The 13,002-nt window shown below is 41.1% G+C and carries 11 protein-coding genes, 1 pseudogene and 1 riboswitch; of the genes and pseudogenes, 11 read left to right on the forward strand and 1 reads right to left on the reverse strand.

Features of this window, described 5'->3' with window-relative positions:
* Window positions 1-446 precede the first annotated feature (446 nt).
* Window positions 447-659: pseudogene (locus tag I4V84_RS19710) on the forward strand (type IV secretory system conjugative DNA transfer family protein); the annotation flags it as partial.
* Window positions 660-661: 2 nt separating this feature from the next.
* Here the strand turns inward: I4V84_RS19710 and I4V84_RS18010 are convergent.
* Window positions 662-1,237 carry a DUF5688 family protein gene (locus I4V84_RS18010; RefSeq protein ID WP_319017831.1) on the reverse strand — a complete coding sequence of 192 codons (576 nt, stop codon included), beginning with the start codon at window positions 1,235-1,237 and terminating at the stop codon, window positions 662-664.
* Window positions 1,238-1,489: 252 nt separating this feature from the next.
* Between I4V84_RS18010 and I4V84_RS18015 the strand changes: the two genes are divergently transcribed.
* The 10 genes from I4V84_RS18015 (at window position 1,490) to I4V84_RS18065 (ending at window position 13,002) form a co-directional block, all read left to right on the forward strand.
* A complete protein-coding gene (locus I4V84_RS18015; protein ID WP_173717348.1) occupies window positions 1,490-1,690 on the forward strand; it encodes a hypothetical protein in 201 nt (66 codons plus the stop codon).
* Entirely contained in the window at window positions 1,690-2,403 is a 714-nt protein-coding gene (locus I4V84_RS18020; RefSeq protein WP_173717349.1) for an ABC transporter ATP-binding protein, read from the forward strand. Before I4V84_RS18015 ends, I4V84_RS18020 begins: the two co-directional genes overlap by 1 nt.
* Window positions 2,397-3,998, forward strand: coding sequence for a hypothetical protein (locus tag I4V84_RS18025; RefSeq protein WP_195993075.1), 1,602 nt, complete (start codon window positions 2,397-2,399; stop codon window positions 3,996-3,998). The genes I4V84_RS18020 and I4V84_RS18025 overlap by 7 nt, the downstream gene beginning before the upstream one ends.
* A 417-nt stretch (window positions 3,999-4,415) precedes the next feature.
* Window positions 4,416-5,717 carry a histidine kinase gene (locus I4V84_RS18030; RefSeq protein ID WP_195993076.1) on the forward strand — a complete coding sequence of 434 codons (1,302 nt, stop codon included), beginning with the start codon at window positions 4,416-4,418 and terminating at the stop codon, window positions 5,715-5,717.
* A complete protein-coding gene (locus tag I4V84_RS18035) occupies window positions 5,714-6,451 on the forward strand; it encodes a helix-turn-helix domain-containing protein (protein ID WP_195993077.1) in 738 nt (245 codons plus the stop codon). Before I4V84_RS18030 ends, I4V84_RS18035 begins: the two co-directional genes overlap by 4 nt.
* A gap of 410 nt (window positions 6,452-6,861) precedes the next feature.
* Window positions 6,862-8,025, forward strand: coding sequence for a hypothetical protein (locus I4V84_RS18040; RefSeq protein ID WP_187564876.1), 1,164 nt, complete (start codon window positions 6,862-6,864; stop codon window positions 8,023-8,025).
* A gap of 202 nt (window positions 8,026-8,227) precedes the next feature.
* A riboswitch (cyclic di-GMP riboswitch) is annotated at window positions 8,228-8,303 on the forward strand.
* Window positions 8,304-8,377: 74 nt separating this feature from the next.
* Window positions 8,378-10,783: an ATP-binding protein gene (locus tag I4V84_RS18045; protein WP_187564877.1), complete on the forward strand. Its 2,406-nt coding sequence runs from the start codon at window positions 8,378-8,380 to the stop codon at window positions 10,781-10,783.
* A gap of 224 nt (window positions 10,784-11,007) precedes the next feature.
* A complete protein-coding gene (locus I4V84_RS20040) occupies window positions 11,008-11,460 on the forward strand; it encodes a helix-turn-helix domain-containing protein (RefSeq protein ID WP_243000335.1) in 453 nt (150 codons plus the stop codon).
* 104 nt (window positions 11,461-11,564) lie between these two features.
* Window positions 11,565-12,278, forward strand: a complete 714-nt coding sequence (locus I4V84_RS18060; RefSeq protein ID WP_117854318.1) for a lantibiotic protection ABC transporter ATP-binding protein — start codon at window positions 11,565-11,567, stop codon at window positions 12,276-12,278.
* Window positions 12,271-13,002, forward strand: coding sequence for a lantibiotic immunity ABC transporter MutE/EpiE family permease subunit (locus I4V84_RS18065; RefSeq protein WP_055225702.1), 732 nt, complete (start codon window positions 12,271-12,273; stop codon window positions 13,000-13,002). The genes I4V84_RS18060 and I4V84_RS18065 overlap by 8 nt, the downstream gene beginning before the upstream one ends.

Below are 13,002 nucleotides of genomic sequence, written 5' to 3' on the forward strand. Positions count from 1 at the left end.
CGAAAGGGCAGTTTTTATCAGAACTCAAGGCTGCTTTTTCGTTTACACCAACTCCGATTGTTTCCTTAACAGTTTGTAGAATTCAAAAATTTAATATGAAATGTGAGATAGAGCGTATGGAAATAATCTATACGTTCTATTTTTTTTGCATTTTTGAAAAAAGTGATTAAAAAACTATTGACATTTTGTTACTGGCAAGACCGCAAAATCCATCCTCGTTTCCTGTGGTGCAAGACTGGCACCATTTGACAGTGCAGCGACACGTTGTCGCATATAAACTCTACGTGGGATTTTCCTGCAAAGAGGTAAAAGTGACGGAAGCCTTGTCCACGTTGAGAGTTATTGAGATGAAATAAATTCTGTTCCCGATGGCAAGCCGGGTGAGCTGAAAGGTTCATGCCCGGTTTAGGGCGGGGGAAAATCCGGAGATAACATCAAAGGATTACCTATCGCTATTCAAGGAGCTGCGGGATATTACAGCTTATGATGAGCTGGAACTGGATACCCTGGGAGATGAAAAGATTGCCCTGTTTCTGATCATGTCAGATGCGGATGCGACATTTAACTTCCTGATTTCTATGATCTATACGCAGATGTTCAACCTTCTGTGTGAAAAGGCGGATGATGTGTATGGCGGAAGGCTTCCGGTACATGTGAGACCTTATTTTACAATCTGAAGCATTCCATCAATGAACTCATAAATACTGTTACTTAAGATTTCTTCCGGTTTTACTTTATCAGGCATTCCGTTTATATTACTTACCATTTCTTTCATCTCTTCAAGCGGCATTGAATTTCTTGCGACAACAATCATTTCTTTGGTAGATGATGGGATTAAATAATAACCGTTCGGATAAAGCTCTAATATTTTCTGGTTAACTTTTTGGAGAAGTGCGTATGCAGCTCCGCATCTGCCGTTTTTTCCTTTCACAACAATTATTGGCATGTCGCTGCTGCAAACAAAATTTATCATATTTTCCTTAGATATTTCCATCATATTTCCGTATCCATACAACGCTCCGTCTGCTGTTGACAAAAGTGTATTTTTTATCATGTTTTTATGCGACAGCACAAATGCTTCCTCTTCAGTCATTTGGAATTCGGTTAGCGTTTCCGGCGTAACAGTTCCATATAAAACATTTCCTCGTGCTTCTCCGCAATAGATATACAGATATTCATATAAATCTGCTACTTTTCGATGCACATGCTTTTTTGCATAGCTTTCCTTAATACGAATATGAAAAGCAGAAAAACGGAATCATTGAGAAATCAGTGGTTCTGTTTTTAATACCTTAATAAGGTGGGGGATTCTTTTTATAGTGAAGCAGCCGCCTGGCGGCAGATTCCTAAAAAATTGACACATTTTCCTAGAATTAGAACCTATTTGTTTCACGAGTTTCGGTCTATAATTTTAACCAGGTTGGAGATAAGGTGAACTCATGAAAGGCAAAGGAAAATGCAGTTTATAAAATTACAAATTGGGTGTTTATTGGTAATATCATATATTGAAGTAACTTATATAAAAGCGACCCTGAAGGGGAAGATTCCGTGCAACAAGCGTTTTGATCTTCTTATGGCAGTGGCACCCTGGGCTGTTTTCTTCGATGGCCTGACTGCCTGGACCGTCAATCATCAGAAGGAAGAGGTAAAAAAGTTAATGGAAACCATTGAAAGGAAAGGGGAAGAATAATGTTAAAAATCAGCCATGTCACAAAGTCCTATGGAGAAAAGAAAGCAGTAGATGATTTGAGCCTGCACATTCAGCCGGGAGAAATTTATGGGTTCATTGGTCACAACGGAGCCGGAAAAACTACTACTTTGAAGTCAGTAGTAGGGATTTTACAGTTTGACCAGGGAGAAATCTATATTGATGGAAAATCCATAAAAGAGGATCCTCTGGGATGTAAGCGTGAAACAGCCTATATCCCGGATAACCCGGATCTTTACGAATATATGACCGGAATTCAATATCTGAATTTTATTGCGGATATATTTGGAGTGGATGCAGATGAACGCCTGAAGGATATCCGTAAATATGCAGACCGTTTTGAACTGACACAGGATCTTGCACAGCCTATTGGAGCATATTCCCATGGAATGAAGCAGAAGCTTGCCATTATTGCAGCGTGGCTTCATCATCCCAGGCTGATCATTATGGATGAGCCATTTGTGGGACTTGATCCGAAGGCAGCCCATTTGTTAAAAGAGATGATGCACCAGGTCTGCGATGGAGGCAGTGCCATATTTTTTTCCACCCATGTGCTGGAAGTGGCAGAAAAGCTGTGCGATAAAGTGGCAATTATCAAGGGAGGACAACTGATCCGCTCCGGAACCATGGAGGAAGTAAAAGGTGATGATTCCCTGGAAGATGTCTTCCTGGAACTGGAGGAAGAAAAATGCTGAAGGTTTTAGTAAAAAAGCAGTTGATGGAGATTTTCAGAAGCTATTTTTATAACGCAAAAAAGAATAAGGCATACTCAAAGAGTGCGACGGCCGCGTATGTTGTATTGTTTGTTATGCTGATGGTGGGCGTGCTTGGTGGAATATTTACCGGCATGGCACTTATGATCTGTAAGCCAATGGCGGAGGCAGAGGTAGAATGGTTTTATTTTGCCCTCATGGGATTGACAGCCATACTGCTTGGAGCATTCGGAAGTGTATTTAATACATTTTCCAGCCTTTATCTTTCAAAAGATAATGACCTGCTTCTTTCCCTTCCAATACAGGTTTCTGTGATCATGATCTCAAGGCTGATGAGTGTATACCTGATGGGGCTGATGTATTCAGGTGCCGTAACACTTCCGACAGTGATTGTTTACTGGGCTACTGTGGAATTCTCTGTAAAAGCAGTGGCAGGTGGTATTTTATATCTGGTACTGATTTCCATATTTGTAATGACACTTTCCTGTGCCCTTGGCTGGATTGTAGCAAAGATCAGCCTGAAGCTGAAACATAAAAGCTTTATCACTGTGATTATTTCCCTGGCTTTCTTTGGTGGATATTATTTTATCTCTTTTCAGGCACAAAGGCTGATCAGCGAACTGCTGGCAAATGCAGTGGTATATGGAATGCAGGTAAAATCCTTTGCATATCCGGTATATTTACTGGGAATGTCTGGTACAGGTGATTTGGGAGCATTGCTTGTGGTGATGGTGGCAGTTCTGGTTTTGTTCGCTGTTATGTGGCTTCTGATGTCAAAAAGCTTTTTGAAAATTGCAACCTCCACAGGAAAAACGGAGCATAAGGTTTACCGGGAAAAAACTGTAAAATGCAAAAGCATTCCGACAGCACTGCTTGGAAGGGAAGTCCTTCATTTTACCTCCAGCCCTAATTATATGCTGAACTGTGGGCTTGGAATTATTCTTCTGCCTGTTGCAGGTATTGCATTTCTGGTAAAGGGAAAAGATTTATGCATGATCTTGAACCAGGTATTTGGGAATCGGCCGGGCTCTGTTATGCTGATTCTTTGTGCAGCCCTTTGTGCCCTGGCATCCATGAATGATATGTCAGCGCCATCTGTTTCATTAGAGGGAAAAAACCTCTGGCTGATTCAGTCACTTCCCATTACACCCTGGCAGGTACTAAGAGCTAAACTGCTCCTGCATGCAGGGCTGACAGGGATTCCCATGCTGTTCTGTGTTATTTGTATGGCAGTGACAGGAATCTGTCCATGGGAACAACTACTTTTAAGCTTTGTACTGGGTTTGGGATATTTATTATTGATGGCACTGTCAGGACTTTTCCTGGGCCTCAAAATGCCAAATCTAAATTGGACCAGTGAACTGGCACCAATAAAACAGAGTACCTGTGTTGCGGTTAATCTTTTTGGAGGATTTTTATATACGCTTTTGTTTGCAGCCAGTTATTTAATGACCGACCTATGGAAAATGGGATTTGCAGGATATACAGGAATATTCACAGGAATTACTTTTCTTTTATGTCTGGTTTTATATAGATGGTTGAAAAAGAAAGGAAGCCAGATACTGGCGGAGCTGTAATATGTGAGTCGGTACATTTTTTCGGCAAGGATGATTTTCTAAAAAACAGACACATTTTCCTATAATTTTGACCTATCCCCAAAACGGATATCGGATATACTTTAATTTATAAGATATCAGGGTCAAAAGATCTTTTGCCACTCATTTGATACCTCGGATTGCGACCCAGCTACGCTGCTCCCGCAATCCTCCAAATATTCGAAATCCGCTGATTTACTGCGTAAATCGCTACTTTCTCATATTTGGAGTGTCCCAAGTTCAAACGCCTTATCGTGCAAGCACGAACGGCTTTTTGACCTTTTGACATTGGTATCATTATATTTTATTATTAAGAAAGCTGTTAAAAAGGCAATTCTGGAAACAAAAGAAGAGATCATAAAGTAATATTCCAAGACATAGTTAGGGAGGGAACCCAGTATGATCCGTATGGAAATCGCACTTTTCCTGGTGATGGGAATGGTTGCTTTTATTTATTTTTCATCTGAAAAGAAAATAACGAAACTGCACCGCACATTTTCTGTTCTGCTGGTCACGGTGCTAGTCTATCTGGCGTTTGACGGGATTACGGTTTATACAGTCAACCACCTGGATACGGTACCATCGCTGCTAAATAACCTTGCGCACCGTGTTTTTATGGGAAGTATGGCACTTGTCATTTTTTTATTTTACCGTTATATAGCCATATTGGTAGAGGAAGAAACCGGAAAGCCCAGAAAAATGGATAAAGCCGCCTGGGTGATCCTTGTATTATCTGAGCTGGGGGAATGGCTTCTGCCCATTTATTATACGCAGACAAAATGGGGCAACTATTCAGACGGCGTTTATACATATGTCTGTTATGCGAGTGTGGGATTCTATTTGTTCCTTTGCTCCGGGATGTTATTTGGAAACTGGAAAAAGATCAATGCGAAAAAGAAATTTGCAATCGGTGCAGCCCTGATCGTAGAATTGATGGTCTGTGTGCTCCAGGGGCTGCACCACACCTGGCTGATCAGCGGAATGGGAATCACGCTGATGACCCTGACTTTTTACCTGACCTTGGAGAACCCGGACATTATCCGCGCAGAGCTTACAGAACAGAAGATGTCCATGCTGTACCTGAAAAGCCAGGTCAATCCCCATTTCCTCTATAATACCCTGGATACCATCCGGATCCAGGCAGAACTGAACCGAGATAAAAAAGTGGCGGACCTTCTCATGCATCTGTCAGATTTTTTCAGGATGAGCGTAAAGGTTGACCGCCAGATGGTAGAGCTGGATGATGAGCTGGATCTGCTGGATGCCTATATGGAACTGATGTGTTACCGGTATCCGTCCCTTCACTGCGAGTACAATATAGATCCAGACCTTGGCGGTGTGCAGGTGCCCAATTTTATCCTTCAGCCCCTTGTGGAGAACAGCCTGCTCCATGGTCTGAAAAACAAGGGATATAAAGGGGCGGTTGTAATTTCTGCCCAAAAATCGGGAGAAGATATGCTGGTTACAATTATGGATACCGGAAGTGGGTTTGCAGAAGGAAAAAAAGAACAGGTAAACAGTCTGCTTACAAATTATGCGAAGCAGGCGGCAAAACTGGAGGGGAACAGTATCGGGATCCTGAATGTACAAAAAAGGATCAAGTTGCTGTGTGGACAGAAATATGGATTATGGTATGCAGAGAATGAAAAAGGCGGTGTGACAGCGCACCTGCTTTTGCCATGTAAGGAGGCGGGGAAATGAAGAAAATGCGTGTGGTTCTGGTGGATGATGAGATCATGATCCGGGAAGGCTTTAAGAAATTGTTTAACTGGGAAGAGCACGACTGCCAAGTGGTGGGCGAGGCTTCAGACGGCATGGAAGCACTGACCGTAATAGAGGAACTGTTGCCAGACATTGTGATCATGGATATCAACATTCCAATCATGAACGGTCTGAAAGTAATCCAGACCTGCAGGCTCCGTTATCCGGACATGGCATTTATTATTGTATCTGGCTATGATGATTTTTCATATTGCAGGGAAGCGTTGCGGATGCAGATCACAGACTATATTTTAAAGCCGGTGAATTATGAGGAATTCGGCTCCTGCATCGATCGACTGAAAATAGCTTTGTATGAAAAGAAAAGGGCTGAAGTCCCGGAAGAACAGCGGAACCGCACTATAAGTGAGGTTCTCCGATATCTGCAGGAGCATCTGGAAGAAGAAATCAGCCTGAATATACTGGCAGACGAATTTCATCTCAGCCCAGCCTATATCAGCCAGCTTTTCAAAAACGAGATTGGAGTAAATTTCTTATCCTACCTGACTAGTAGCCGTATGGAAAAAGCTAAAAAGTTACTGATCGCCACCTCTCTTTCCATAGGCGAAATTTCTGTCCAGTGCGGGTATGGCGATTATAGAGTCTTTACAAAAGCGTTTAAGAAGGCAGAAGGCTGTACGCCATCTCAGTACCGCAGGGATTTCTATGAAGAATAAGTATTCTGTCTGCTATTAATTTTTAAGAAGCCTGTGTCTATGTAAATTAACTTTTATCTAAAAAATTGACACAAACTGATAGAAAATGAGCCTATTTAAGTATCGGCTCTTCGTGTAAGATAATATCCAGTAAGGAACCTCTTTTGTTTTTTATCAGATGAACCAGATAGGGGAATCTGATAAAAAACAGGATATTGAGGAAATAGGAAATGAAAAGTGAGACGCTAAGACGCAGTACTGATTTATAGGAAGCAGTTACTGCGTCTTTTGTTTTACTCAAAAATGAACAAATTAGTAGATTGGAGCAAAGAAAATAAGACGTGAAAAAGTAAAATGGAAAAAACTAGAGCATGTATCAGTCAGATTTACAAAATGAAACATCAAAAGTGATAATAAAGGAGTTGAAAGAAATGTTTGACAGGATTGATTTCCACGTCAGGGAACCGGAAGCAGGAAATTCCCACATCCCTGCATGGGCAAAAGAAGAACATATGGAACAAAGTGTTTCAGAAAAAGAACTTTGGAGTTATGAAAACAATAAAAAACGAGGAGACAAGATCATGAAAAAGTCAGTATTGTTATTAATTTTAACAGCCATGGTCATTACAGCAAGTGCCTGCGACGGATCTGATGTAACAGGTACCATGACGATGAACAGTAGTGCAAAGCAGGAGGCGAAAAGCACAGAGGCTTCTATAGCTGGGAATGAAACCTCCCAAAATACCACAACTACCTCTTCTGCCGTTACAGAACTGGACAATATGCTGAATGAAATCAACACGGATGTCCAGCCTGGAACAGCAGGCAGTTCCTTAAAAACTGTAAAAGTGGCAGCCAATCTTCTGGACTGGGGAACCGAAACCAGCCTTAGTCAGGAAGAAATCAAAAGTGAGACTGTCCGGTGGCTTTCGGATAAAGGAAACGACGAACAGGCGGAATTTTCCCAGAAGATAGCAGATGTATATGATGCATACCAGGAACTCCTTGGGGAGAATGCTGAAGAACTGCTTTCGTCAGCTGGTTATACTGGCAAAGGGTATCCATGGGGCAGCTCAAAAGTTGAGGCAATTGAAACTATCAAAGATGTGGTACAGCTTCCTGAGAATCGTGAGGATGTTGTAGCGATGGAACCTACAGAAACAGATGTGACGAGCAGTCAGGACAACCAGGATGGACAGTCGGATGCCGGGCAGTCATCTGATGGTAATTATCAGTCCCAGACAGATCAAACCGACTTCCCAGGACCAGATACTGCCATGCTTGTAAATCTGAGGGGTGATACCACAACGGTTTATAAACTGGCTGATGGAAGATATATGGACCGGACCAATACGGTATATACCTTTGATGGCGTTGACACCTGGATCGATGAATCCGGCGTAGAGTGGAATGAAACAGTCCAGACCTCTGAAGCAGAGGAAAATGTACAAGATCCTTATGATCTGTACTCCTGGGATCCGGAAACCGGAACCTATATCCCATATCAGCAGTCAGACGGAAATGGAGAGCCAATCGGAAGAGGAAATGGCTGGTACTATTATGATGACGAAGCCGGAACTTATATACTCTGGTAAAAAAGCGTGAAGGATATCCATGAGGCTGAGGATCTGATTTGGATGTAAGGACTGATTAGAATAAGCACAACGAGTCGGAGGTCACGGGTAGCAAAGTGGCTTCCGGCTTTTTTTGGCATTAAGGCGGTGATGTTTTCCTTGTGTAAAGTGGAGTGAGAGAGTATAATAAAATCAGTTTTTTGCATAATTTTAAAAGCTATAATAAGGAAATCGGCAAACCAGATGAAAGTCTGGGACGCAAAGCTACAGGGCCTGTAAAATGGCAGCCAGTTGCATGAAATGAGGTGCACTGTCTGTTTGGCAGTGCTTTTAATTTGTATATCTAAAGATATTATTCGAGAGGGACATGTTTATGAAAAAGTTGAACGATGAGGATATACAGGCATATTTTCTGGCTGGAAACTCCGGATTCTGGAAAGTAGAGTCTGAAGAAGGAAAAAAGACAAGACTGTATACAGATGAAATCACAGACGAACTGTTTGGAATTACAGAAGATCTGTCTCCGGAAAAATGTATGGAGTATGTGGCAGAACATATTTATCCGCAGGAGAGGGAGTGCTTCTGGGATTACATGGAAGAACTGAAAAGCCATGAATCAGAAGCTGTTTACCGTTATATGCATCCTGTAAAAGGAGTCATTTATATACGCTGCACAGGAAGGAGAGTCTCATCTCCAGACAACATGATCAGGCTTGTGGGTTACCATCTGGAAGCAGGAAATATTGTCCATTTTGAAAAAGAAAAACTTCTGGAGAACCGATTGCTGCAACAGAACCAGCAATTAAAGGATGAAAATAAAAACCAGATCTTTTATTATAAAGAACTTCTGGATACGATAAGTGTTGGAGTGCTGTCCTATACCTTGCCAGAGCATGAGATTGTCCATATGAATGCAGAGGCTATGCGTATCTATGGAGTGGAGACAATTGAGGAAGCACAGGAAAATCTTGGCAGACTCATAGGGGCTGTGTCCTATTTAAATCAGAATGTAATTGAGAAACTGATGGATATGCGGTACCATGACGGAGCTGTTTCTTATGAATGTGTAATCCCTGACAGAAAGGGACATCTGACACCGGCGATTGCGAAAACGGAAATTTTTTATACATCAGACGGGAAAAAAACAATACTAACCACATTCCTTGATATTTCTGAAAATGTTACTCTGAAAAAATCACTGAAAGAAGCACAGGAAAGCAATGCGGTCATATCCGCAATTTCAAAGATTTACTGGACGATTTATTCTATGGATCTACGAACAGACAGTTTTGAAGAAGTAGTCGGGGGCGAGGTGATGCATCGGTTGACAGGTAGTCACGGATGTGCTTCAGAAGCATTTCGTACCGCACGGAAAAGTGTTGTTTCCAGAGAGGATCAGAAATCCATGCGGGAGTTTTTTGATGTTACAACGCTGGCAGACAGACTGCAGCAGGAAGAAACGGTTGCGAGAGAATATCTTGCTGCAGATGGGCACTGGCATATGGGACGATTCATTGTGAAGCAGCGTGATGCAAACGGAACTGTTACGGAGGTGCTTTATGTAGCACGTGACATTACGGGAGAAAAAAAGCAGGAGTTCGAATATCAGGAACAGTTAAAAAAGATCGCTCAGGAAGCGGAAAAAGCGAATGTTTCAAAAACAGATTTTCTCAGACGAATGAGTCACGATATCCGAACTCCAATCAATGGAATCCGTGGAATTACGCAGATTGCAAACCATTTTCCGGGAGATCTGGAAAAACAACAGGAGTGCAGAGATAAGATCTTGACAGCATCTGGATTTCTTCTGAATCTTGTGAATGATATTTTGGATATGAATAAAATGGAATCCGGAACATTGCAGCTGGAAGAAAAAACTTTCGATTTACGCAAGGTACTGGGAGAATCGACCGGTATTGTTGAGATGCAGGGACATGAAAAGGGAATTTCATTGAACGTGGGAACTGTCAATATCATACATAATCAGCTGGTCGGAAGTCCTCTTCATCTTCAGCAGATCCTGCAGAATATAGGAAGTAATGCAGTAAATTATAACCATGTGGGTGGTAAGATTATTGTTGGCTGCCAGGAAATCAGTTCAGATGACCGGACCGCAGTATTCGAATTTACCTGTACAGATAATGGAATTGGGATGAGGGAAGAGTTTCAGGAGCATTTGTTTGAACCTTTTACACAGGAAAACAGACTGGAACAGAAAGCAAATATGGGAACTGGTCTGGGAATGACGATTGTCAGCCAGTTAGTAAAGCTGATGGGAGGGCAGATTTGTTTTACCAGTAAAGTGGATGAAGGAACTTCATTTGTGATTACATTGCCGTTCCAGATTTCCTCAGACAGAGAATTAAAAATGCCAGAATCATCCGTTGAGAATGTTTCACTGAAAGGGAAAAGAGCACTTCTTGTTGAAGATAATGAATTGAATATGGAAATCGCACAATTTATATTGGAAAATGAGAACATGCTGGTTCGCTGTGCATGGAATGGAAAAGAGGCAGTGGATATTTTTGCCCGAGCAAAGCCGGGAGAATATGATCTGATATTAATGGATATCATGATGCCGGTTATGGATGGCCTGGAAGCAGCAAGACAGATTCGTGCAATGGATCGTCCTGATGCAAAACTTATCCCTATTGTAGCCATGTCTGCAAATGCTTTTCAGGATGATGTGGAGCGCAGCAAAAAGGCAGGAATAAATAAACATATTGCAAAACCATTGACGGGGGAAAGTGTAATCAGGGAGATTAAAAGTATGCTATAGATCAACGAATCCGATATAAACATCTTGTGGGGGATATTTTTCCAACCAATGATGTACCAGTATTGTACATAGCTGGATTCTGTGATTGGTAAGACAAATTCCTACAGAAAAAGAGTCATGACCAAAGAGAGCTAACTAAATCATGTAGATAGCTTATGGCAACAACAGGTTGCTTTTCAAACTGCGGATTTATCGATATGATAAAGACAACGGAGGTGACGACTATGGAAACAAAAAAGATAATTCTTAAACTTAGAACAGAAAGAGGAATGTCACAGGACGAGCTGGCAGATAAAATTATGGTTACAAGGCAGGCAGTATCACGCTGGGAAAATGGTGATACCGTTCCCAATACTGATACACTTAAGCTCTTATCTAAAGAATTTGATGTTTGCAAGTTATGGGATGCAGGAGAAAAGGGACTTACATTATCTGCTTTTGAATGGGAGAAGGATAGAAAAACGCTGATATATGGGCAGGTAGACTATATGTATGGAGAAGCACTTTATAAGCCTGAAATGAAAGAAGGAAATCCTATAAGGTTATATAGTTTGGATGAAATCACGGAGATATTCGGTAAATTAGGACTTCGTATTTGTAACAGCTTTGCTGATTTCAGTGGAAAGTCGAGTTCTGATAATGATATTCAATTGATGGTTTATTCCATACGAGAATAAAAATAGAGTAGACGAATTATTTAGCAATCTTCATCAAATCTTTATTTTTTTCTGTTAGGTTATATTTCAGTAAGAAATGAAATATGGAAGGAAGGATAGTAAAGATGGAAATGATGTTGCAGACACAAAATTTGTGTAAATATTTTAGAAAGCAGAAAGCGGTAAATAATGTTTCACTTAATATAGAAAAGGAACAGATTTATGGACTGCTTGGACCGAATGGTGCGGGAAAATCTACCACATTGAAAATGTTGACTGGTATGATGAAACCAACTGCAGGAAAGATTTACTTTGATGGAAAACTTTTGGATAGGAAAGATTTATCAAAAATAGGAGCGTTAATTGAAAATCCGCCTATTTATGAAAATCTTTCCGCCAGAGAGAATTTGAAGGTAAGACAATTATTGCTTGGTACAGATGAAAACAGAATTGATGAGGTCTTGCAGATTGTATCACTTACAAACACCGGAAAGAAGAAAGCAGGACAGTTTTCTTTGGGAATGAAGCAAAGACTAGGCATTGCAATGGCATTGCTTGGAGAACCGGAACTTTTGATATTGGATGAACCTACGAATGGATTAGATCCAATAGGCATCGAGGAATTACGAGAGCTGATCCGGTCTTTTCCGGAACAGGGAATCACTGTAATTCTCTCCAGTCATATTCTCTCAGAGGTACAGTTACTTGCAGATAAAGTCGGGATTATTTCAGGTGGAATCTTAGGATACGAAGGAGCATTAAAGCAGGGAGATAATCTTGAAGATTTGTTTATGAATGTGGTAAGAAAAAACCAGAAAGCAGGTGAAATCCATGGTTAATATTATAAAAGCAGAACATCAAAAAGCCAAAAGAACCATGCGAAAAAAGTTTATCTGGGGATTTCCTCTTCTTACATTTGTCATGGCATTTATATTTACTCTTGGGATGACAAATGCTTATGCAGAAAGTGTTTGGAACTGGTGGTATACACTTTTGCTGCCGGGGATGATTGCTCTATTTTGTTATCTTTCTGTGGCGCAGGAGAAAAAGATAAAATACTATCATTTAACGACTATTCCCACAGACAGAAGAAAATTGTTGCTGGGGAAAATTATTTATATTGGGTACATGATTTTGTTTTCTAATGTGATTGTGTTTGCAGGAGCAACGCTTGGAGGCTTTCTTCTAACGACACATGTTCCAGTTGGAGGAGCGTTGATTGCAGTATTGTTTCTGACGGTTTCTGAGTTATGGGAGATTCCGGTAGCTTTATTTTTAAGTGAACGATTTGGAATGATTGTAAACCTGTTCGTCTGCCTGTTTATTACCGTCAGCGGTGTGGTAATATCACAAACCAGAATCTGGTATGTACTTGTCTCTGCAATTCCTATGAGGATGATGTGCCCGTTGCTTCATGTTTTACCAAATGGACTTGCCGCAGAAGCAGGGAATCCTCTTTTGGATACGGGAGTCATTGTTCCGGGAATGTGTCTCTCAATCATCTGGTTTGTTTTTGTAACGGTTCTGTTTTTGAAATGGTTTGAGAGAAGAGAGGTGAAATAA

It is taken from the genome of Ruminococcus sp. 1001713B170207_170306_F1 (assembly GCF_015668065.1).
In the GTDB taxonomy this organism is placed as follows: Bacteria; Bacillota; Clostridia; order Lachnospirales; family Lachnospiraceae; genus Blautia_A; species Blautia_A faecis.

Excerpts from the sequence above, each read along its gene's own strand:
- I4V84_RS18020 (WP_173717349.1), top strand. The coding sequence starts at position 1,690 with ATGTTAAAAATCAGCCATGTCACAAAGTCCTATGGAGAAAAGAAAGCA.
- I4V84_RS18025 (WP_195993075.1), top strand. The coding sequence starts at position 2,397 with ATGCTGAAGGTTTTAGTAAAAAAGCAGTTGATGGAGATTTTCAGAAGC.
- I4V84_RS18030 (WP_195993076.1), top strand. The coding sequence starts at position 4,416 with ATGATCCGTATGGAAATCGCACTTTTCCTGGTGATGGGAATGGTTGCT.
- I4V84_RS18035 (WP_195993077.1), top strand. The coding sequence starts at position 5,714 with ATGAAGAAAATGCGTGTGGTTCTGGTGGATGATGAGATCATGATCCGG.
- I4V84_RS18040 (WP_187564876.1), top strand. The coding sequence starts at position 6,862 with ATGTTTGACAGGATTGATTTCCACGTCAGGGAACCGGAAGCAGGAAAT.
- I4V84_RS18045 (WP_187564877.1), top strand. The coding sequence starts at position 8,378 with ATGAAAAAGTTGAACGATGAGGATATACAGGCATATTTTCTGGCTGGA.
- I4V84_RS20040 (WP_243000335.1), top strand. The coding sequence starts at position 11,008 with ATGGAAACAAAAAAGATAATTCTTAAACTTAGAACAGAAAGAGGAATG.
- I4V84_RS18060 (WP_117854318.1), top strand. The coding sequence starts at position 11,565 with ATGGAAATGATGTTGCAGACACAAAATTTGTGTAAATATTTTAGAAAG.
- I4V84_RS18065 (WP_055225702.1), top strand. The coding sequence starts at position 12,271 with ATGGTTAATATTATAAAAGCAGAACATCAAAAAGCCAAAAGAACCATG.